At 34.6% G+C, this 21,529-nt stretch carries 20 protein-coding genes; 12 read left to right on the plus strand and 8 right to left on the minus strand.

Annotated elements, in window-relative coordinates:
* Positions 1-81: 81 nt before the first annotated feature.
* Entirely contained in the window at positions 82-1,380 is a 1,299-nt protein-coding gene (locus tag GM921_RS04010) for a hypothetical protein (protein ID WP_182921318.1), read from the minus strand.
* A gap of 439 nt (positions 1,381-1,819) precedes the next feature.
* On the opposite strand from GM921_RS04010, the gene GM921_RS04015 reads away from it, so the two are divergent.
* Positions 1,820-2,356: a hypothetical protein gene (locus GM921_RS04015; protein WP_182921319.1), complete on the plus strand. Its 537-nt coding sequence runs from the start codon at positions 1,820-1,822 to the stop codon at positions 2,354-2,356.
* A gap of 39 nt (positions 2,357-2,395) precedes the next feature.
* Here the strand turns inward: GM921_RS04015 and GM921_RS04020 are convergent, their stop codons facing one another.
* The 3 genes from GM921_RS04020 to GM921_RS04030 form a co-directional block, all read right to left on the minus strand.
* Positions 2,396-2,710: a hypothetical protein gene (locus tag GM921_RS04020; RefSeq protein WP_182921320.1), complete on the minus strand. Its 315-nt coding sequence runs from the start codon at positions 2,708-2,710 to the stop codon at positions 2,396-2,398.
* Positions 2,711-3,024: 314 nt separating this feature from the next.
* A complete protein-coding gene (locus GM921_RS04025) occupies positions 3,025-3,573 on the minus strand; it encodes a hypothetical protein (RefSeq protein ID WP_182921321.1) in 549 nt (182 codons plus the stop codon).
* A 276-nt stretch (positions 3,574-3,849) separates the two neighbouring features.
* Positions 3,850-6,252, minus strand: a complete 2,403-nt coding sequence (locus GM921_RS04030; protein ID WP_182921322.1) for an outer membrane beta-barrel protein — start codon at positions 6,250-6,252, stop codon at positions 3,850-3,852.
* 716 nt (positions 6,253-6,968) lie between these two features.
* Here GM921_RS04030 and GM921_RS04035 point away from each other — a divergent pair.
* From GM921_RS04035 to GM921_RS04055, 6 genes are all read left to right on the plus strand, one after another.
* Positions 6,969-7,667, plus strand: a complete 699-nt coding sequence (locus GM921_RS04035; protein WP_182921323.1) for a DUF1826 domain-containing protein — start codon at positions 6,969-6,971, stop codon at positions 7,665-7,667.
* A gap of 171 nt (positions 7,668-7,838) precedes the next feature.
* The gene (locus GM921_RS17430) at positions 7,839-7,994 is read left to right on the plus strand and encodes a hypothetical protein (protein ID WP_202985625.1); all 156 of its coding nucleotides are present in this window, start codon (positions 7,839-7,841) and stop codon (positions 7,992-7,994) included.
* Between the two features lie 84 nt (positions 7,995-8,078).
* Positions 8,079-8,324: a hypothetical protein gene (locus GM921_RS17435; RefSeq protein WP_202985626.1), complete on the plus strand. Its 246-nt coding sequence runs from the start codon at positions 8,079-8,081 to the stop codon at positions 8,322-8,324.
* Positions 8,325-8,439: 115 nt separating this feature from the next.
* The gene (locus tag GM921_RS04045; RefSeq protein ID WP_182921324.1) at positions 8,440-9,180 is read left to right on the plus strand and encodes a sugar transferase; all 741 of its coding nucleotides are present in this window, start codon (positions 8,440-8,442) and stop codon (positions 9,178-9,180) included.
* Positions 9,181-9,233: 53 nt separating this feature from the next.
* Positions 9,234-10,835, plus strand: coding sequence for an ATP-binding cassette domain-containing protein (locus GM921_RS04050; protein WP_182921325.1), 1,602 nt, complete (start codon positions 9,234-9,236; stop codon positions 10,833-10,835).
* Positions 10,828-11,901 (plus strand): glycosyltransferase family 4 protein, encoded by a 1,074-nt coding sequence (locus GM921_RS04055; protein WP_182921326.1) that lies wholly within the window; start codon positions 10,828-10,830, stop codon positions 11,899-11,901. The genes GM921_RS04050 and GM921_RS04055 overlap by 8 nt, the downstream gene beginning before the upstream one ends.
* On the opposite strand, the gene GM921_RS04060 is transcribed toward GM921_RS04055, so the two are convergent.
* From GM921_RS04060 to GM921_RS04070, 3 genes are read right to left on the minus strand one after another with little or no spacing between them, the layout of a single operon-like run.
* Complete coding sequence (locus GM921_RS04060; protein WP_182921327.1) at positions 11,877-12,977, minus strand: glycosyltransferase family 4 protein; 1,101 nt, start codon at positions 12,975-12,977, stop codon at positions 11,877-11,879. The genes GM921_RS04055 and GM921_RS04060 overlap by 25 nt on opposite strands.
* Before the next feature lie 3 nt (positions 12,978-12,980).
* Positions 12,981-14,138 carry an amidohydrolase family protein gene (locus tag GM921_RS04065; protein ID WP_182921328.1) on the minus strand — a complete coding sequence of 386 codons (1,158 nt, stop codon included), beginning with the start codon at positions 14,136-14,138 and terminating at the stop codon, positions 12,981-12,983.
* The gene (locus GM921_RS04070) at positions 14,135-14,875 is read right to left on the minus strand and encodes a class I SAM-dependent methyltransferase (RefSeq protein ID WP_182921329.1); all 741 of its coding nucleotides are present in this window, start codon (positions 14,873-14,875) and stop codon (positions 14,135-14,137) included. The genes GM921_RS04065 and GM921_RS04070 overlap by 4 nt, the downstream gene beginning before the upstream one ends.
* Positions 14,876-15,044: 169 nt before the next feature.
* Between GM921_RS04070 and GM921_RS04075 the strand changes: the two genes are divergently transcribed.
* Genes GM921_RS04075 through GM921_RS04095 form a run of 5 tightly spaced genes read left to right on the plus strand, consistent with a single transcriptional unit; the run spans position 15,045 to position 20,632 of the window.
* On the plus strand, positions 15,045-16,547 hold the full coding sequence (locus GM921_RS04075; protein WP_182921330.1) for a B12-binding domain-containing radical SAM protein: 1,503 nt from the start codon (positions 15,045-15,047) through the stop codon (positions 16,545-16,547).
* Entirely contained in the window at positions 16,548-17,288 is a 741-nt protein-coding gene (locus tag GM921_RS04080; protein WP_182921331.1) for a class I SAM-dependent methyltransferase, read from the plus strand.
* Positions 17,289-17,298: 10 nt separating this feature from the next.
* Entirely contained in the window at positions 17,299-18,339 is a 1,041-nt protein-coding gene (locus tag GM921_RS04085; protein WP_182921332.1) for a radical SAM protein, read from the plus strand.
* Between the two features lie 2 nt (positions 18,340-18,341).
* Complete coding sequence (locus tag GM921_RS04090; RefSeq protein ID WP_182921333.1) at positions 18,342-19,805, plus strand: B12-binding domain-containing radical SAM protein; 1,464 nt, start codon at positions 18,342-18,344, stop codon at positions 19,803-19,805.
* Positions 19,805-20,632: a class I SAM-dependent methyltransferase gene (locus GM921_RS04095; protein WP_182921334.1), complete on the plus strand. Its 828-nt coding sequence runs from the start codon at positions 19,805-19,807 to the stop codon at positions 20,630-20,632. The genes GM921_RS04090 and GM921_RS04095 overlap by 1 nt, the downstream gene beginning before the upstream one ends.
* Here the strand turns inward: GM921_RS04095 and GM921_RS04100 are convergent.
* Positions 20,629-21,363: a nucleotidyltransferase domain-containing protein gene (locus GM921_RS04100; RefSeq protein ID WP_182921335.1), complete on the minus strand. Its 735-nt coding sequence runs from the start codon at positions 21,361-21,363 to the stop codon at positions 20,629-20,631. The two genes, GM921_RS04095 and GM921_RS04100, sit on opposite strands and share 4 nt — an antisense overlap.
* Between the last annotated feature and the right edge of the window lie 166 nt (positions 21,364-21,529).

Consider the following 21,529-nt stretch of genomic DNA (forward strand, 5'->3'; position numbering starts at 1 on the left):
TATCGCCGCAAATTCTTTTCTATGGTCCAACAGGCGAATCTCAAAAGCGATTTAAGAGAAATATATAATTTCCAATTAGGATTATATTTCTACCACCGAATGTAGGTTAGCCCTCCATTGTTCAAAGTTTTCCTGTACCCCCTTCGTAATGCCACGATGGTTAATCCGACTGAAAAGAATATCCTGATCGACTGCCCTTTCAACATATCTGCTGCGGTATTTACTTCTTCCAATCTCCAGTACCAGTTTCAGGCTTTCATCAATTCTTTCATAGGAATGATTTGAACTTTTGGAAACAGACCAGATATATGTCGCATTTTTATCCAACAGTTCCCAACAAAAATGCATATGTTCGCTTCCTTCCACATGGAACAAAAAGCCAAATGACGGCCTGATTGTATATCTGAGGTTATGGACATTGGATTGTTTATGGGCAGAAAGGTATTCAAGTTGTTCCCTGTTACGGATGCGTCGTCTATTGCTCAGTAGATGCACGATCTGCTTGGGCTCCACGATCAAAAGATGATTTGGGTCGTCGCCCAATAATTCGTTGAGCTGGATTCCAGATATAGATGGGCCATGGGTCTCAGGCGAATTCCTGTCGGGAGAGATCCTTAAGATCCTTTCTGTTGCAATGGCTTCAATCAGCTCGGATGTTATCTGGGCAATTTCCACTGATGTGCCATCGATATGGAGTAGCTGGAGCCCTTCAATGGAAACCTCGTAGCTGACCACAAAATAATTCTTTCCATTGATCTTCTTTCCAAAATAAGACTTGATGGTGTCGAACTCCTTTTTAAGGAATGTATTTTTCACTCTTAGGGTTATTGGTTGTGACTGCCATTCAACTTTAATTTGAACGCTTACTTTTCCATCTTCGAATATCGCATCGCTGTATTTAATCTTTCCTAGATACATCCGTTTGCGGACTTGCCAGGTTTCGGAAGCTGACAGCTGTTCAAGATCTGTTAGCTGGTTCTTTTCAGGTCCTTTCTTACTTGAATTGCTATCGTTCCTCATTGACTCTACATTCATTTTTTCAATTGTCTTTGGATCGATGAATTTTAGTAAGGATATCTTTTGGTACATGAACAGCAACTTTGAGAATTCCCTCCAATCGAGGTTCTGGAATTCAATCCGGTCTATAGCTACACGCACCTGCTGGTTGTAGAAAGCGGAAGTTCGGGTGGGGTGGTAGTTGGTGATGATCATGATGGCTATTCCCACCATAAAATGGAGCTCGACTTCAAGAAACCTGTCCAGGTGTGGCGAAAAATTGACAGATCCGTTCGGGAAGGTAGTTTGCTCAATTGAAAAGGACGTTTCTGGATTGATGAAAATCCTGCCGTCCTTGATTTTTATGATCCTTCTGTTGCGCATTGAGAGAATAATTTAGAGTTCAATTTATTAAAAAATCTATTAGGAAAAAATATTTTACCTAGTGTCGGTTTGTCAATGTGGCGATATATCTTCCTATTTCCCATATTGGTTTTTACCTTGCTCAATAGGTGAAAAAATCCAATATGGGAAAACTTCGCCAACTGATTGCTCATCTTGTGGAGATGGGATATTGACTGAAGAAATATAGATTACATTATCTCCATAACGAATCGTTCAATATTTGTTCGCCTGGGATATTTAAAATGTGCTTTTAGGCTTTCCTAAAGCCGAAAACCGCTGTAAATCTGAAATCAAATTCATCAAATTAAAGTTTTCCGGGTGTACAAATAAGAAAAAGCTTCCCATAAGGGAAGCTTTTTCTTATTAAGTCCGATTTTAACAAATCATCTCATAAAATCAGTATTTTTAAACGATGAGAATGAAAAATATATCCTTTTTTACGCTTAAGCTAATTTTCCTGCTGACATTTTTTTCTTCGTGCCAACAATCTAGTACTAACAGAAAAAAAGTACTCACAGATAGCCTGATAAAGGCGACTGAAAATATCGCGATTGGCAACGCTAATTTTGGTATTACAGAAAAAGAATTTAATCTCTTGTTCCCAGATTCCCTTGTTGAATTAGGCGGTAATAAACATATTATAAGTTCGTATTTTGATGAGATTGGAGGGCTTAACAAAGTTTACATGATTGATATGGCCACTTTTCATAACCTAAGATTTGATGATAAATTATTTGAAAGAATGGAGTTGCTTAAGCGATATTTTATGGCTACTTATGGTGCTCCAAAAGAAGATAGGGGATATCCGGTACAGAAAAAAATGAAAGATGGTAAGGTATTCGAATCTTGCATATGGGATGTTGGTAGAAAAAGAATTTCGATTGGGATTGCTCTTGAAAAAACTGATCGCGGCAATATCTACTATGTGCTTTCCCATGTTGACAAAAAGGAATAGTACAAATCGTTCTGTCTCGTTCCGAAATAGGTTTACAGATTAGGCGTTATTCCCCTTCAAAATTTCAACTTTCTCTCGCTCACTAGCCGACAACCTTTCATAAAGTTCTTTATTAGCGTCTAAAGCCTGCATTAACTTTTCTAAAGGATTAAATGTGCATTGGAAGTTCAATGATGCTGAATTATCAAGATATGTATTACCAATAATGTTGAATACTGTCTCTTCATTGAAGTTTTTAATCGCTTCAGCCGAAAGCCCTAACACCTTCGCCACTTTCTCCAACGTACTATCCTCAATTTCTTCGCTCTGCTCTAATATTAGCGTAAGAAACAACTCGGTAATTGTTTTTAACAATTGGTAGTGGTTTGGTACGGGCTTTAGTAAAGCTAATTTAGGTTTTTATTCACAACCTACAGCTATGAAAAACAAAATTAACTTAAACGAAAATAAGCAGTCCACAGGCTTTACTACCCTAATTGAGCTTTTGGTAACTACCCATTTCATTGGGTATTGTTAAGGTCTTGTTCGGGTCTTGTTCGAGAAAACAGCCCCTTCCTCGAACAAGTCTCGAAGGAGACCCGAAGCAGACTCGAAGAAGACCTTACAGAAAGGGTTTCGGTTTAGTTGGTTTTAATTGTCTTTGTCGCTAATCACGAGACCCCTAATCCTTAACAACGGTTATTTTTGCTAAAGTCACGTTTAAAAAGCACCTTATTATTTTGCGCAATATAGTCGCCCGATACTATTAAATATGGATGATTAGGCGAATACCCTGCGCTGTGGCTTCTTACACTAATTTTGTCGTTAACCTTCAGGTCATTTAACTGCTCAAATTCCTTAGGAGTAAATTGCATCATGTATTCTTCGCCATCAATCCTGACGATAAGCCATTTTATTCCTGATGATTTCCCGCTGCGCTGAAAAGTAACAGAGGTTACCACGGCCTCCATATTGGTGAAAGCCTTTATGTACTTCCTTATTTTATCATGACTGGCATGTACCTTTTTACCTTCAGGAGAAACCTCCCATTCTTTATACTTTATACCTTCAGGAGAAGCCTCCCATTTTTTCTTGTCATCCACTAGGCGGGCTTTCCTGTCAGCAATAGACAAGGGCTTTGAGGATGGCTTGGTTTCATTTTTAATTTCGCGATTAGCAAATACTAGTCCGCTCACCACAACCAGCGGTAAGATCAGCACATAGATTGTTTTTTTCATATGTTTCATATCCTTTCAAATTGATTAAGCGAATCTAGTTTGATATTTTTCGGATTGAATGATTTCGATTGTAAATAAAAATGTAAATTTTGTAAATAAATCGTAAATAGTATTTAATATGGGGGTTATTCCAAAAGAGGTCACATCTTTTGCCCAAAAGTGACTCATTTAATATTTTTATTTTTTAAAAAAGAAGCTTATAAACTAAATAAAAATCAGCTTAATTGAGTAAAAGCTTGGAGCGCCTATTTTCCGTTCAACGCTCCAAGCCCTCCACTACAAACTTGTACCTTCAGAAACGTCGTTGTTGTTAATTCCTTTTTTGTTTTTCTTAATGCTATCTTTCAATCTACCGAAGCGGTAATTTAAGCTTGTGGTAAAATTACGCTGATAATTTTGACTGTAATTCTCTTGAGTAAAGCCGGTTCCGTTGATATATCTAATATTATCTCTGTACTTACTAAAGGCATTATTAGCAGCAAATGAAAGTGAAAGTTTGTTATCTAAGAAGTCTTTATTCACACTAAATGAATAGAAAACAAAAGAGTTTGAAGTACCTTGGATAGATAGGTTAGGGCCATTATAATTCACACTTCCGCTAGCTTGCCAAGTTTTAGTTGGACGAAACGTTAATGAAGTAAAAGCACGTCTCATTAATCCTTTTTTCTCTATGTCTACGCCATTAATTTCAGCTGTTACCATACCATAATTCGCCATGGCGCCAAGAACTCCCCTTAATTTGTTATTAAATGGATAGTTCAAATTAAGATTTAACCCTATTAAAGTAGCAGTACCCGTGTTTGCATAACTATTCTGCGTAACAGTGCCTACTGTTATAGCACTTGGCATAATAATATTGGTACCTCTAAGTGCACGTATACCTATATTGATGGCTAATTTTTTAAATCGGCTATAACTAACCTCAATGCTATGTCCTTTCATTGCCTTTAAATCAGGATTTCCTGATGAGGTAAAGTTTGGATTAGAACGATCAACAAATGGATTCAATTGATTGATACCAGGACGTTGTATTCTAGAAGTAAAACCGAAATTGATACTGCTCTCTTTAAATTTACGGTTAACAGAAATGGAAGGAATTAAATTTAAAGAATTTTTATCTAGGATTGTACCAGATGAATTTGCATCAATTTGGGTCTGTTCTAATCGAACTCCAGCTTTAACACCCCATTTTTTGATAGTAAATTGATAGGTATTGTATGCCGCATATACATTTTGCTGATTATCAAAAACATTTGTTCTTAATGGATCAAGTATATAATTTCCTGAAGAGTTTAACGATAAATACTCGAAATCACTGCTATTATCTCTAAAAATAGCTTTGATACCTGCTTCCATCACTACTTTTTTAAATGGATGCACATAATCTACCTGAACGGTTTGCTCTACAGAACCACCTGTATTGTCTTGTTTATAATTAGGCTCAGGATAGGCAACCGGGTTAAATACACCAACATTGTTAAACTGATTATTACTAAATTGATAGTAACGATAGGAGAAAGTTAATAATCTATTTTTATCTTTTTTAAACCCTAACTGATAGTTCAAAGCGGCATCAAAACCATCTCCAGAACCTTCTAAACTATTGCTAAGGCCATAACTTTGGATCAATGAAGTTGTATTGTTAAGGATAGAATTTTGCGTGCTTAAGCTTTCATTCGAATTGGCATTATAATTTAACTGTCCAGAAATTAAATTCAAACTATCAATCTCATAACTCAATTCTGCTCCCACATATCCACTTTTCCCAGAAAAATCACTGGTACCAGTTTGAAATAGCTTAGTCGGATTATTTTCTTGAGTAAGTCTTAAAATAGTATTATTTAATTGTGGAGTACTGTTTAAGCTTCCACCAGCATTCGTTGCAATTCCAAATTTTCCAGCCTTAGCTGTAAATGTGCCACCAATACCAGGGCCACCAACAGGGAAACGCTCACTTACATTAACAGTACCATTAGTGCCATTATCGGCTTTCTTATAGGTAATGATATTAATAATTCCTGCTAATCCTTCTCCATCATATTTTGCAGGCGGAGTGGTGATTACTTCTATTCGCTCAATACTAGAAGCAGGCATGCTTTTTAAAATATCTTTTGGGTTTCGCTCCATCATTCCAGATGGCCTTCCATTAATTAAAATCTTATAGTTGCTATTTCCTTGTAGTTGTATGTTGTCGTCTCCATCAACAGATAGCATTGGTACTTTGCGCATCATTTCTAAAACGTTATTTACTTTGCTTTCTGGATCAGCCTTAACGTCATAAGAAATACGATCAATTTCTTGTTTAATAAGCGGACGATCTCCAGTAACCGTTACACCCTTAAGCTGAGTAGGAGATGGGATTAAAGAAATAGGGTTTAAATTTTTTGAAGTAGTACCTAACGCTACTGGGATCGTTTTGGTTTGGTAACCTACATAGACAATAACAAGTCCGTAATTTCCGGCTGTTAAACCTGTAAGTGCAAAAGAACCATCCTTTGCCGATACAACCGATTTTACTTGAACCTTTTTGTCGTTTTTAAGTAGAACAGTAGCAAAACTGATTGGTTTTTGAGCTACTGAATCTGTTATTTTGCCGCTAATTTGTAAAGTCTGATTAGTCTGGCTCCTTGCGCCTAAACTTAAGAAAAGGCAACAAATTAAAAGTAATAGTGGTTTCATATACTTGTGTTAAAGTTAGTGTATTAGTTAAATAGTACACAAGTATACGTACTTTTTTTATTCTTCCAAATTAAATGTGATAAACAGCTTAAAAAATGTGACGAAGGTGGGATTTTTGGAAAGGTGCTGAGCTAGACTAAGAATATTCGAAGAAACCTTAGTTCTTCATCTGATGATTAGGTTTTGTTGTTATCATTATGCTCGAAATTTAAATTTTGCAGAACAAAGTAAAAACTTGGTAAGACCCAGATAATAACATAAAATATATACATCCTTCAATTACACTCAGGATGACAAGAGATGGTGGAAATATAGAAAGCATTATGGTAAATAGGTAGAATGAACCGCTTTACAACCTTTCCCAAGCTACAACTCACCACCAAGAACTAGGATCGGCCTTGTAGCATCCCGAAGGAGAAAGCATTAAAACTTGTGCAAACACGTTCAAAAACTACTATTCAAGACAGAAAGCAGTTCAATCCTTCATTGAACCTTTTTCTGTCGCCCTAAAAGTTTTGATCGCTTAATCCGAGAGATGATACACAGCCTTGATCTTTTGTTTCTTTTCTATCAAGAGAAAAGAAAGAGCCAGAGCGGTGGCGAGCTAAAAACAAATAGATCCTTCGCTACGCTCTGGATGACAAAACAAATGTTGCTTTCTATTATAATTCTACTTGCTGTTCTTAAATTGATTAGCTAAAATTGTTTAATTTAATATGAACAGCAAATTCTCCGATAACAATCAAATTAAACTGGTTTCAACATTTGATGAATTGATAGATACGGGGTTTCAGGGTGCAATGAATGCAATTTGTTGGCACAGGAATTTAGTTGGAGATTTTAATGAAATTGTTGCTAAGCTTCAATTAAAAGAAAACGTCACAGCTGTTTCTATCGAGGATCTTTTAGCCTTATCACTATCAGAGCAAGGGAATGTAGCCAGAGAAATTATCCTAAATGACTTTAATTTATTGACAGATTTGGGAGCATCGCCCGCTCTCAATTTACTCAAAAGCTACGAACGCGATGAGGAATTCGATTTCATTTCAACTGATGTATATTCCTATCACGTAGATCGTTCACCTATTGCTGTCGACACTTTTTTATGCACCTATTACGGAGCTGCAAGTGATATCTTACCTAATCATCAGGCAGAACAGCAAGTTTTAATTCCTGAAATCAAGCAAAAACTGCAAGAGGTATACGATGGTCCAGCAGCTGAATTTGAAACCTTTTTGAAGGAATATTTTTTCGATCTGCACTATCGACCTAAACCCAATGCCAATCCTATAAATTTAGGCGTAGGTCATCTGTGGAAATTGGCAGTAGACCATCCTGAACAACAGGCATTACCATGTGTTCATCGAGCACCGATGGAAAATGAGGATGAATACAGACTGCTTTTGATTTGTTGATACTTAATAGCGCTTTTGCTTAAGTTGTTCAGGCCGTGACAATACGTTTCAGTATAATTACTTAAATTGTGTAGGATAAAAGTCATGACAGTACATGACGGCTGAACCATCTATTTTATTCAGTTTTAAAGCTGATTGATTAAAAAACTAGAATAATAACAATACTAACTTATGCAACACTATAAATTAAAAATAGGTCTTTTTGGAATTGGGCTGGAAGCCTATTGGAGTCAATTCGAGGGGTTGGAAGAACGCTTAAAAGGATATGTATCTATTGTAGAGGAACGCTTAGGTAGTTACGGGGCAGATATAATCAATTTAGGTTAATTGATACTCCTGAGAAATCTTTTGAAACAGGTCATGAATTCAGAAAACAAGATGTTGATTTAATCTTTTTATATGTAACCACTTATGCCTTGTCGTCAACGGTTTTCCTATAGTAGAGCAAAAGTGCCTGTAATTGTATTGAATTTAGCTCCAGAAGCCGCAATTGATTATACTTCCTTTAATCAGATGAAAGACCGTACTCAAATGACAGGAGAATGGTTGGCTTTCTGCTTTGCTTGTCCGGTACCAGAAATTGCAAATGTTTTTAAACGTTCTGGTAGTTCTTTTTATCAGGTAACTGGAACTTTGAACAATGATACCCATGCTTGAAATGACATCCGCTCTGTTTGGGATAACAAATATTATTTATTTTCTATTTACCCAAGGCAACTAAAATAAAACTCCATCCGTATTACTGATATCAACTTAAGATGAGATACAGTTAATGAACAATAGTCTACTCAAATTAAAAGAACCTTACGATCAGAGATACATCAATGGCTCAAGTCATGCTGCTTCAGTTAGTACAGAAGTAGTAAGTTTTAGAGTAATAACCAGTATCAATTGTTCACCATTGTTTAAAACCCAAAATAGAATAGCTAAACGCCTGGTAGACTTACTCATTTCTACTACCGCAATCGTATTTCTGCTCTCCTGGTTAGTTCCAATTTTAGCCATACTCATTAAAATAGATTCTGCCGGACCAGTATTTTTCGTTCAGAAAAGAAATAAAAAAGACGGAAGATTTTTTTACTGCCTAAAGTTTAGAACAATGGTTGTAAACACACAATCAGATACCTTAACAGCAACAGTAAACGATAAAAGAATTACTTCCCTAGGTAAATTCTTAAGAAGAAGCTACATCGACGAACTCCCACAATTAATTAATGTGCTAATAGGAGATATGTCCATAATCGGACCCCGACCACACATGTCTGTAGAAAACATCAAGTACAGCCAACTATATACCTTTTACCATAAACGACATGCCGTAAAACCAGGAATAACAGGTCTGGCGCAATCATTAGGCTACCACGGTCCAATGGTAAAACAAGGAGAATTAGAAAAGAAAATCGAATACGATATTCACTACATCAATAACTGGTCAATTTTTTTAGACATGAAAATCTTGAAAGACACAGCGGCTATCATTTATAAAAAATTTGCTCATCCCTTAAAATCTTGAAACGGATAATGCCTGCGATCTTAGCTATTCTTACCTCAAAAGAAAGAATAAGAATGATCAAACTCATTGTATTTGATCTGATGATAGGGATATTAGATATTGCGTTTTTGGGCTTAATGTTATTAGTAATAGATTTTTATACCAAAAGCAATACCGAAAAAAACATCTTTCACAATACCTACTTCGGCACCTCCAATTCTTTAGTACTCATTGTTATTTTTTTCCTACTATTCAGTATCAAAAACTGGTTTGGTTATTATGTTTCTTCCCTACAAAGACATTTTTTCTTTAACGTTGCTTCGAGACTATCGAAAAGAAACATCAAACATTACATCAACGAGAATTACAGCCAATTTGTAAATATTGGTTCAGCCGCACAAATCAGAAAAATAAGTCAGCAACCTGTTGAGTTTAGTAATTATATTTTGGTAAACCTGCAACAAGTTATTTCACAAGGCATCCTGATTTTCTTTACTATCGTTGCTATTTTAACCTATCACCCCAGTTTATTTCTATTGCTATTTTTGTTACTATTGCCCCCCGTTGTAGGCCTAGGTTATTTCATCAGATTAAGATTAAAAAACATTCGAGGAGAGATTAAAGTAACCAGTGAAAAAGCATTACAACACCTTCAAGAATCCCTAGCGGGATATGTAGAAAACAATATTTATAACAGCGCAGATTTCTTTATCGACAGATATTACACACATCAAAAAAAATTAAACACCAACATCGCTACCCAACAAGCACTACAAAGTTTACCAGCAAGAATGATAGAAGTCTTCGCAATTCTAGGCTTTCTAATACTATTAGCAGTAAATAAATTTGCCAGCCCTTCATTAAACATTAACCTACTAGAGATTGGAATTTTCATGGCAGCAGCCTATAAAATTATCCCCGGAATTGTCAAAATTCTAAGTAGCGTTGGTCAAATTAAAGCATACGATTTTACCTTAACAGATTTATTGCCAGGATCAACTCCAAAACAAAAATCAAGTGCAAAACACACATCTATAGAGATGATCAGATTTGAAGAAGTAAAGTTCCAATATGGAAACCAGCAACCCATCAAAAAAATGTCCTTCGAAATTAACGCAGGAGATTTTGTAGGAGTTACTGGAAAATCAGGAGCAGGAAAAACCACAATTATTCATCTTTTAGTAGGTTTTTTAGCACCTAATGCTGGTTCTATTTCTTTCAATTACGCAACTGCGGATGAAGCAACAAGGCAAAGCTTTTGGAATAGAATTTCATATGTGAAACAACAACAATTTATTTTTAACGATACCATAGCTAACAACATTTGTCTTTCTAACACAGTTAATGAAATTAAATTGGCTGAAGTAGTTGAGTTTTGTGGCTTAGCTAACCTATTAAACCAATATCCTAAAGGTATTCATCAAATAGTAACAGAAAACGGTAAAAATATAAGCGGCGGACAACGTCAGCGAATTATTTTGGCAAGAGCATTATACCATGATTTTGACTTACTCATTTTAGATGAACCATTTAACGAAATGGATGAGGTTTCAGAAAAACGGATCTTAAACAAATTAGTAGCATTAGCTAAAACTGGTAAAATCATTATGCTCATTACACATGATGAACTTGGGTTAACCTTTTGTAATAAAATTATCCCCATTGGTGATGAATAAGCCTAAAGCACTGGTAGTAATTACACCTGGTTTCCCTAAAAACGAGGACGATACCACATGCTTACCACCTATACAAATAGCCCTTAAAGCTTTTCAACAAGCAGATCCATCATTAACCATTATTGTTCTATCGCTTCGGTATCCTTTTTCCTCCGAAACCTATCAATGGAATGGCATAACCGTAATCTCATTTGGCGGAGGAAATAAAAGCAAACTTTTTAGAGCATACACCTTCATTCAGACCTGGGTAAGATTTAAAAAACTACACCAAGAATTTAATATTGTTGGTTTACTAAGCCTCTGGTTAGATAGAAGTGCATTCATTGCAAACCTGTTAGCAAAAAGATATCGCATTCAACACTTTTGTTGGTTACAAGGGCAAGACGCAAAAAAGGGCAATAAATTTGTAAAACTGATTAAACCAAAAGGACTATCACTCATTGCTATTTCAGATTTTATAGCAGATGAATTCTATTCCAATTACCAAATAATGCCAAAACATATTATTCCTATCGGGATAAATACCAATAGGTTTACCAATGAACTAAACGAAAGAGATATTGATATTTTAGGTGTTGGATCTTTAATTCCACTGAAACAATACGATCTATTCTTAGCAGTTATTAAACAACTTGTAGTAGATTTCCCGACTATCAGAGCATGCATCTGTGGAGCAGGCCCAGAAATGAATAAACTCGAGAAATTAATAAAAGAATGGAATTTAAGCGCTAATGTCTCTTTAAGTGATGAGCTACCACATTCAGAAGTATTACAACTAATGGCTAAATCAAAAATACTATTGCATACCTCGAACTATGAAGGTTTCGGGATGGTAAATTTGGAAGCACTTTATGCAGGAGCAAAAGTGATAAGCTTTGTTAAACCCATGCATCAAGAAATTGAAAACTGGTTTCATGTAAATAGTAGTGATGAAATGGTTACAATGATCAAAGCTACTTTAAGTAATCCAGATTATACATACAAACGAATAATGCCCTTTTCTGTTTCAACAACGGCGACAGCTATTTTGCAATTATATGCCTACAAAGCCAATGCAATTTCCTGAATTTTATTCCCAATGGCATCAAAAGAAAGATGAGCTTTAAAAAAAGCTAAACACTTTTCTCTTTCTTCAGGCAGATTTAAGTGCTGTGTAGAAATTAAGATTTTTAATAGCTCGTCTGTATTTCCTGCTTGATATAAAAAACCACAATCGCCATTATTGGTTAACATTTTAAAAGATGGAATTGCAGTCACAATTGGAACACAACCCGCCGACATCGCCTCGCTAATTACAGTGCCACCGCCCTCATAATAAGAACCCGAAATAAGAAAATCAGCAGCATTAAACCAATACAACAAATCATTGTGTTCAATATTTCCAACTAAAACAACGTTTTTCCCATTGGGCTGATTAATCAGTCTCTTTTCTATTTCAGACAATAGTTCTGTAGTCTGATAACCCATGTAAAGCTGAGCATTCGGGTTTAGTTCAGTAAATCTTAAAAAAGCGTCTACTACAGTTAATGGGTTTTTATTTTCATTGAGCCTTCCAACCCACAAATAAATTGGATTTCTAGAAACATCAATGTGTTGTTTAGCTATTTTTTTCTCAATAGGATAAAATCGAGAAGACAATCCAGCAACTTCGTATATTTTTCCTGCAGTTTTTAAGTTTTCAAACTTTACCCATTCCATGCCTAAAGCTATTGAGCCAAACAAATAAGCATTTACACATCGATCTGCCAATTGCTGAAAAACTTTTTTATAACCTCTAAAAGGTTTTTCAGCCCGATGTTGTAAGATAATTTTCACTTTCGAACCTAAAATTAACCGAAGTTGAATAACTCGCAAAGGGCAATGTAAACCTTGAATTATAATTACATCTGGTTTAAGATTTTTGAGATATAAATTTAATTTATGCGGAAAAAATCGGAGTGCTACTTCATTATACTGTTTAAAATGATAATCAACACCTTCTAAATTGTGTGAACCCTCAAAATTAATTTGTTGAATAGAGTGTACTTCATTTGTTTTAGCTAGTGCAGAAAGTATTCCCGTAAAGGCACTAATTCGCTCCAGCCATTTAACTGGATGATTAAATTCTTTAGTATACTCATAAGCAGCAAAAACAATACGCATAAACTAAGAGGGAATAATTTCGATTGGAAATTGAGCACTTGGTTGATAGTGTTTAATCTGTGCTATTAGCTCATGTAGATTGCCAAATACATATTTTAAACTACCATTAACCCTTATTTTTTGATAGTTTGTATTCACTAAATTTTCTAGCTGTGGTACTAAACTTTCATCAAAGAGTATGATTTTTCCTTTACTCATCACCAATAATAAGTCAGCAGGTTGAGTTTTAAAAAAGGCATCAAATGCATCTGGATTATTTTTTCTTTTAGCAATTACTATATCAGCAACATAACCTTTTTCAAGCGTACCACTTAATTGCTGCCAAATTTTAGCTGGATTACTATTCAACGTATGGTAAAGTTCCTGATCACTTAGCATTTTCAACTTGCGAGCAAAATCTAAATGATCCCAAATGTTCCAATTACTAGTTAATGTAGAATCCGTTCCAAATAAAACTGGTCTGAACTTCTTTATCAAATTTATTCGGGCAGTTGTGTTCAACAAAAAATAATTGGATTGTGGGCACCAAATCAAGGCTTTAAAATCTAAAAAATGTTGAGGGTTCATAGCTACTCCATGAATTCCTATTAAATTACGTTTAAGTAAATTCCATTTAATAAGCGTATCGATTTCCTTTTTAGCAGATTCATCAACTCCTTCGCCAACATGAATAACTACATTTTTATGCGCCTTAAAAGGATTATTTAACTTAACCTTCCACCATTTATCGAATTGAACAGAATGTAAATTTTGCCCACCCTCAAGTACTTTGATTAATTTTTCAGAAGGCTGAACCTTTGGTCCATGGTTAACAACAGTTGTCACACCGCAAATTAAATTCTTATATATTCCCCAATGTTCCCTTAATGATTTAGGGATTTTTAAGATAGCTGCAATCTCATTAGGATAATCTTGATGAATTTGCTTTCCCCATTCAGTATAATTTTGATATAGTTTTTCGCCAAACTGTGGAAAAAGATTGAAGTCCAAATGATCGTGTGAGTTAATTAATCCTGGAAAAGCAATCGCATCTTCAAAGTTTAGCTGGGGTTCATCATTAGCATTAAATTCACCCATTAAAACTGCTGAAATCTTGCCATCCTTGATTTGAATACTTGCTTTTTGGCTATTTTCTACAAGTATTACATCTTTAAGAATCATTGTCGTTTAAAATGTAATCCATATAAAATGGGAAAACCTTTATAGGTTTCATATACTTTTAAGGCGTTCTTATTTTCGTAATAATGTTTAAAAGTTTCGTCAATGTATATTTCCTCTTGGGCAATTAACGAAAATCCATGTTTAGCAAGAATTGATCTTATAGCTTCAATGTAATGAACAAAGTTTTGAACAGAAATCAAACCGCTCTCAGACATAAAAGTTCTTTTTCCTCCAGATCCAAGCGTTTTAGGATGGAAATCTGTTAGGATAATATCGCTCTTGTTTTTTAATATACTTGCCCATGCATTTAGAGCAGGAACAATATCTTTGATATGAGCCAACGTTAACGTAGAGATGATTAGATCGTAGCTTTTACTTGGAATGTCACTAAAAAGATCATCTGTTATCCGTTTCACATTGGCTTGGGGAAACTTCTCTTTCAATTGAGTTAACATTCCTTCAGAAACATCAAAGCCCACTAAATCAGCTGGATTTTTAGCTAAGATTTTCTCCCAATGCCTACCTGTGCCACAACCAATATCTGCAATCTTTTTACCAGTAATGCTCACATTTTTTAGCAATTTATTCAAAGTAGTTTCATCAACATCAAGCATCAAATTACCAGGTTGTGCATCATAATTTTTAGCCCAAATATCATAAGCCTCCACAGGATTTTTCTCCTTAATCTGAGATGGAAGAAATGTTTGTTTGATATATTTTTTAAGTGTAGCGATCATTGCCATCAAAGAATTTGAACTGATTTAGAGAGAATACGCTTTTTCTTATGTTAAGGTTGCTCATGTATGGTTTTTTAATTTAACATCAAGGCAACCTTTAGTTAAATGCAGGCGTATTTTAAATTAGGTTAGTCAAATAAAACAAAGTTGAAGTTTTTGTTCAGGATACATGAAAAAAGTTATCTTATTTAATCCTAAAAGTGCCGATCATAAACATCGTATTCCGAATTCTATTTTAAGCATTGCAGCCTCAATTGAGGGCAAGTACGATTGGGTTGTAGTAGATGGAAATTTTGAAAATGATGCGTTAGCAAAGCTTGAAGAGTATTTAAATATAGGAGAATATCATTATTTAGGTTTTACGGTAATGCCTGGTCCACAGCTTAAACAGGCCATTGCATTTTCGAAAGCAATTAAAGCCAAGTTTCCTTTTACGAAAATGATTTGGGGCGGCTATTTTCCATCTAGTCAACCAGAAGCAGTATTGTATTCAGGTTATGTGGATTTTATTATTAACGGTCCCGGCGATTATGCATTTCCTTTATTAATTGATGCATTAGCTAATGATAAACCATTTGAGTTTATTAAAAACTTGATTTATAAAACGGTTGATGGGAAAATTTTTAAGACTGCCAAAGACGATTTAATGGAACAGGACACGTTGCCCGCATTACCTTACGATAAATTGGCAACTTTTTACCCTTTCCAGAAATTTTTAGGCAAAACCTATCTTGGCGAAAAAACAATGGCATACCATTCAAGTATTGGTTGTCCATTTACCTGTTCTTTCTGTGCTGTTGTTCCAATTTTCGAAGCTAGATGGAAGGCGAAATCTGCGCAAACAGTTTATAACGATATTAAATACATTAAAGATAATTGGGGCGCAGATGCGATAGAATTCCACGACAATAATTTTTTCGTTTCAGAAAAACGAGCAGTTGAATTTGCAAAACTGATTGCTCCAGAAAAAATGACTTGGTGGGCGATGGCAAGAATAGATACCATGTCAAAATTTAAGGATTCTTCTTTGGCAGCAATTAGTGAAGCAGGTTGCAAGATTATCTTTTTTGGTGCAGAAAGCGGTAATGATTCTATACTTGAACAATTGGATAAAGGTGGAACACAAACTGGAAATCAGATTATCGAATTTGCAGAACGGTTAAAAAAGTTCAATATCATTCCTGAATATTCTTTCGTTTTAGGCACTCCAGCACCAACTCAAGAACAAGTGCAAGCTCAAATTGATTTCGAAATTGAGTTTATTAAAAAAGTTAAAAATGTAAATCCAAGAACGGAAATTGTAATTTATACGTATAGCCCTGTGCCGACAGAAGGCTCTGAATTATTTAAACAAGTATTAGCAAGTGGATTTAAATTTCCTGAAACATTAGAAGATTGGATTAGTCCTGCATGGGAAAACTTTGATCTTCGTAAAAATCCGTTAACACCTTGGCTTACGCCCGAAATGATTAATAAAATTAGAAATTTCGAAACGGTGTTGAATGGCGTTTATCCAACCGCTACAGATATAAGGTTGAATGTAATGAAGCGAGTGATCATCAGTTTGGTTGCAAGATTACGATATAAGGTAAGCCTTTATAAATATCCATACGAGATTAAACTTTTACAAAAGATTTGGCGTTATCGTCAGCCTGAAATTCAAGGATTTTAATTGGAAGTTTTAGATAACATATCGCATGTACGTAGTTTGAATGATAGATTAAATTCTTTCGAATTTTCCTATCTTTCGTTAAGAGAAAAAGAACAGCGGATTTATACGGATAAAGAGTTGGCTATATTGCCTAACGTACCAAAATCACATGTATACTACAAAGAATGGCAAATTAGAAGACAATCAGCTGAGAGATTTATCAATTATTTGAAGAAGAAAAACCGACCCTTAAAAGTATTAGAAATTGGTTGCGGAAATGCATGGTTGAGCTCAAAAATAGCTGAGCTTAATTTTACAAATGTGGTTGGAATTGATACTAATCGTGAAGAAATCAAACAAGCTAGTAGGATTTTTAAAAAAGATAATTTAGAATTAAAAGCATTGAATTTTTCAACTGAAGCTATGAGCGATATGAGATTTGATATTATCTTATTTGCAGCCTCTATTCAATATTTCCCTTCAATTCAAGAGATTATAGCTAAGTCGAAACAATATTTATTAAAAAAAGGCGAAATCCATCTAATAGATACAAATTTTTATGATTCAATAACTGCTATTGAAGCTAAGAAAAGAACACAACTTTATTTTACAAAAATGGGATTTCCTGAAATGGACAAATTTTACTTCCATCATCAACTCGATGAATTAACAAATTTTAACTACCAAGTTATCTACAATCCCAAACTGCTGTTAAATAGACTGTTTATTAAAAATCCATTTTATTGGATCTGCATTAAATAAAATTGATGAAATGTCATTAACTGATGTTATAAAGCGCTATCGTACGTTGCAAACTGATAAAATTTCAGCTTTGCCAATTGTGATTCTCATGCCTCACAGTGCTTGTAATTGTCGGTGTGTAATGTGTGATATCTGGAAAGACAATAAAAATCTGAAACAATTAACCACTGCAGATTTGAAAGAGCTGATTTTACCACTCAGAAAATTTGGAACAAAAGAAGTACTGATGTCTGGAGGTGAAGCTTTGTTAAACATCAATTTTTTTACGCTTTGTGAAATCCTTAAAAAAGAAGGAATAAAGATCACTTTGCTTTCTACTGGTTTATCTATCAAAAAACATGCTGCAGAAATTTTAAAATGGGTAGATGAATTGATTGTTTCGATTGACGGGGATGAGTTTTTACATGATGCGATTAGAAATATTGATGGTGCATTTAATAAATTAAAAGAAGGTGTTGAGTTACTCCATGAACTTAATCCAACTTTTCGCATTACAGCGAGAACGGTAATTCATCGACTAAATTTCAGAAACTGGAAAGAGATAATCAATTCGGCTAAAGCTATCGGAATTGATCAGATTAGTTTTTTACCTGCGGATGTAAGCAGTCATGCATTTAATCGACAAATAGCATGGAGCGAACCTAAACAGCATGAGATTTTGCCAAGCCATCATGAACTTTTTGAATTGAAAAAGATTGTCGAACAATTGATGTTGCAACATTCAGATGATTTTAAATCTAGATTTATTGCAGAATCTCCTTCAAAAATTAATGATATCTATTTGTATTATGCTGCCTTTTATGGGCTCAATGATTTTCCTTTTAAGAAATGTAATGCACCATGGGTATCAACAGTAATAGAAGCTGATGGAAGCGTAAAACCTTGCTTCTTTCATGAAACCATTGGGAATATTCGTGATTCATCGTTAACAGAGATATTGAATAGTAAAAAGGCATTATCCTTTAGAAAATCACTTTCTATAGAAACAAATCCGACCTGTGTTAAATGTGTTTGTGCTTTAAATCTTTCGCCATTGGCTAAAATAGGATAGTTATGAAAGATATATTATTCACACATTCTTATTTTTCAAAATTCGACCCTAAACAGTGGGCATTGGAACAACCATATTCACCACTGGGTACTTTACATGCGGCCGCCTTGATGCGAGAAAATGGTTATCAAGTATACTTATTTGATACGATGTTTGCAGGAAGCGCACTAGAAGTTTTGCCAGAACTTAAAAAAATACAACCCAATTTCTTTGTAATTTATGATGATGGTTTTAATTATCTGACCAAAATGTGTCTTACCAATATGCGTGAGGCTGCTTTCGAAATGTGCAAACTGGCAAAAGCACAAGGTTGTACAGTTATTGTTTCAAGCTCAGATTCGACAGATCGATTTGCAGATTACCTTAATGAAGGCGCAGATTTTGTGATTTTAGGGGAAGCAGAACACACCTTGTTGGAGCTAGTTACATTGTTAAAATATGGAGGTACGGCTTTTGATACGGTAAACGGGTTAGCTTTTAAAACACAAGATGGATTGCATAAAACCATGCCTAGGGCTGTACTTAAGGATTTAGATTCATTACCATTACCTGCATGGGATTTGGTAGATATGAAGAAATACAAGGAAATTTGGATTAAAAATAAAGACTACTTTTCTATCAATATCAGTACTACACGCGGCTGTCCGTTTAAATGCAATTGGTGCGCAAAACCCATTTATGGAAATCGCTATAACTCGAGAAGCCCAGCACATGTAGTGCAAGAAATCAAGTATTTAAAAGAAAATTTTCAAATGGATCACATTTGGTTTTGTGATGATATTTTTGGACTAAAACCTGGTTGGGTACTAGAGTTCGCAGCACTTTTGAAAAGGGAAAATCTGAAAATTAGATTCAAAATCCAATCAAGAGCTGATTTGTTAGTGCAAGATGAATTGGTTGCCGCTTTACATGAAGCTGGCTGTGAAACCGTATGGATTGGAGCAGAAAGCGGCTCACAAAAAATATTGGATGCCATGGATAAAGGCATTACCATTGAACAAATTAAGATTGCGACCGGTTTAATGAAAAAATACCGCATCAATCCTTCTTTTTTTATTCAATTTGGTTATCCAGGAGAAACTAAAGCAGATATTAAACAGACTATTCAAATGATTAATGAATTGTTACCATTTGAAATAGGAATATCCGTTTCATATCCATTGCCAGGCACTGTTTTTTATGAAAGAGTGAAAACAGAGCTAAAAAGTAAAACGAATTGGACGGATTCTGATGAAATGGCGCTCATGTTCAAAAACACTTTTCCCGCTTCTTATTACAAGCAATTACATTCATACGTGCATCAGAATTATCACAAGCATTTGGCAAAAAGTAGTGTATTTAAACTGTTTAAAAATCCATTAGCCATTAATCGAAGTAGTTTGAAAAGAGCTTGTTCAATTCTTTATTACAGTCCTTTAACCTTTATCTCAAAATTAAAATTAGATAGATTGGAGGGAAAAATCTAATGGAAAAAGTGCTTACCGAAAATGAATTTCTTGTCCAATCTGCTTTTAGCAAACAGTCCAAAATATTTGATGAACTCTATAGCAATAATACCATCATCAACTATAAAAGAGAACGTGTTAGAAATCATATTCTCCAATATGTAAAACCGGGTAAACAATTATTGGAATTGAATAGTGGAACTGGAGAAGACGCCTTATTTTTTGCCCAAAATGGATTTAAAGTACATGCTACCGATATTTCTGTAGGAATGCAAACTAAGCTTCAAGAAAAAGTTATTGAGGCTAGACAGGAAGCTAATGTAAGTAACGAACTTTGTTCGTTTACGCAATTGGAGTTGTTAAAAAATAAAGGCCCATTCGACCTTATTTATTCAAATTTTGCTGGGTTAAATTGTACAGCAGAGTTGGATGTAGTGTCATCGTCTTTTGCTGATCTTTTAAAAGACGATGGGGTAGTCACTTTAGTCATTTTACCTAAATTTTGTTTGTGGGAAACTTTATTGCTCTTTAAAGGGAAGTTTAAAACTGCTTTTCGCAGATTTTTTAGCGCAAACGGAAGAATTTCATACTTGGAAGGAATTTATTTTAAATGTTGGTATTACAATCCTTCATTTATAAAAACACACTTGAAAACTGACTTTGAAGTACTCAGTATTGAAGGCTTATGTACAATTGTACCACCATCGTATATTGAACATTTTGCAGAGAAATACCCAAAAATCTATCAACGGTTGGTAAAGCTCGAAAACAAATTAAAATACAGTTGGCCGTGGAGAAGTATTGGTGATTATTATATTATTTCGCTCAAAAAAAGATCGACAGTTTAGCCTACTTTTATTTCATGAATTGCTAAAAGCGGTACTAATTTAGATTGATATTTTTCAATAAGTTTAATCTGGAAATTTTTAGGATCTGGCTTGGCAAAGTGCTGATCTGCAGCCATCCCCATAATTGTACCTCTAGAATTTAATTTTCTCAACTGTGTTTTTTTATTCCATCGCTTTGCAGTGATTTTCATTAATCTTTTTTCTATCCAACTGCCAACTGCATTATTACATAAAAACTCTACACAACTTTTTAAAATGTGTCTTTTGCTAGGTTTTGCTGATGAAATCCGCATTACTTTATTGGGTAAATAATCTTTTGTCCAGGCATTAGCCGAATAGAAAGACGCAAATGCACCATCGCCCTGCAAAGGAATTAGGGTAACCACTTCTATAGCCGTATAAATGTTCTTCTCTACAATCTCCAATTGTTCTTCATCTATATAATAATTCATGCAGTAGTAATGTTGTTTATTTACTAAAAAAGTTAATTTTTTAAATAAATGCATTAACGTTCTGGCAATCCATAATCTGTTTTTCTTGGTGATGATAAAAAGATCGATATCAGAGTTTTCATCTGCAAAATTTTTAGATAAAGATCCTGAAATTCCTATGCCCCTTACATAAGGAAATTTGATGAGTAATTGTCCGACAGCTTTTGCTTTCTCCAACAGTTCTAATGCTTTCTGATTACCTTTATTTCTTCTAGTGATGATAAAATGATCGTTTTTCAAAGAGTAAAATTTACCAATTTGGTAAATCAATTTGCATGACACTAAATAATTTATCGTTTTTCTTAAATCTGTTTCCTCACACTTGCATTCCAAGAACAAAAAGATTTCGTTGTATGATAATGGATAATCAAACATGTCGAAATACGCAAGCGTTGAAATGATGTTC

Source organism: Pedobacter planticolens, assembly GCF_014172375.1.
In the GTDB taxonomy this organism is placed as follows: Bacteria; Bacteroidota; Bacteroidia; order Sphingobacteriales; family Sphingobacteriaceae; genus Pedobacter; species Pedobacter planticolens.

What these genes read in the sequence shown, in the direction of transcription:
- GM921_RS04075 (WP_182921330.1), top strand. Translation starts at nt 15,045, where the DNA reads ATGAAAAAAGTTATCTTATTTAATCCTAAAAGTGCCGATCATAAACAT.
- GM921_RS04065 (WP_182921328.1), bottom strand. Translation starts at nt 14,138, where the DNA reads ATGATTCTTAAAGATGTAATACTTGTAGAAAATAGCCAAAAAGCAAGT.
- GM921_RS17430 (WP_202985625.1), top strand. Translation starts at nt 7,839, where the DNA reads ATGCAACACTATAAATTAAAAATAGGTCTTTTTGGAATTGGGCTGGAA.
- GM921_RS04030 (WP_182921322.1), bottom strand. Translation starts at nt 6,252, where the DNA reads ATGAAACCACTATTACTTTTAATTTGTTGCCTTTTCTTAAGTTTAGGC.
- GM921_RS04015 (WP_182921319.1), top strand. Translation starts at nt 1,820, where the DNA reads ATGAAAAATATATCCTTTTTTACGCTTAAGCTAATTTTCCTGCTGACA.
- GM921_RS04050 (WP_182921325.1), top strand. Translation starts at nt 9,234, where the DNA reads ATGATCAAACTCATTGTATTTGATCTGATGATAGGGATATTAGATATT.
- GM921_RS17435 (WP_202985626.1), top strand. Translation starts at nt 8,079, where the DNA reads ATGCCTTGTCGTCAACGGTTTTCCTATAGTAGAGCAAAAGTGCCTGTA.
- GM921_RS04085 (WP_182921332.1), top strand. Translation starts at nt 17,299, where the DNA reads ATGTCATTAACTGATGTTATAAAGCGCTATCGTACGTTGCAAACTGAT.
- GM921_RS04055 (WP_182921326.1), top strand. Translation starts at nt 10,828, where the DNA reads ATGAATAAGCCTAAAGCACTGGTAGTAATTACACCTGGTTTCCCTAAA.
- GM921_RS04045 (WP_182921324.1), top strand. Translation starts at nt 8,440, where the DNA reads ATGAACAATAGTCTACTCAAATTAAAAGAACCTTACGATCAGAGATAC.
- GM921_RS04060 (WP_182921327.1), bottom strand. Translation starts at nt 12,977, where the DNA reads ATGCGTATTGTTTTTGCTGCTTATGAGTATACTAAAGAATTTAATCAT.
- GM921_RS04025 (WP_182921321.1), bottom strand. Translation starts at nt 3,573, where the DNA reads ATGAAAAAAACAATCTATGTGCTGATCTTACCGCTGGTTGTGGTGAGC.
- GM921_RS04035 (WP_182921323.1), top strand. Translation starts at nt 6,969, where the DNA reads ATGAACAGCAAATTCTCCGATAACAATCAAATTAAACTGGTTTCAACA.
- GM921_RS04010 (WP_182921318.1), bottom strand. Translation starts at nt 1,380, where the DNA reads ATGCGCAACAGAAGGATCATAAAAATCAAGGACGGCAGGATTTTCATC.
- GM921_RS04090 (WP_182921333.1), top strand. Translation starts at nt 18,342, where the DNA reads ATGAAAGATATATTATTCACACATTCTTATTTTTCAAAATTCGACCCT.
- GM921_RS04095 (WP_182921334.1), top strand. Translation starts at nt 19,805, where the DNA reads ATGGAAAAAGTGCTTACCGAAAATGAATTTCTTGTCCAATCTGCTTTT.
- GM921_RS04070 (WP_182921329.1), bottom strand. Translation starts at nt 14,875, where the DNA reads ATGATCGCTACACTTAAAAAATATATCAAACAAACATTTCTTCCATCT.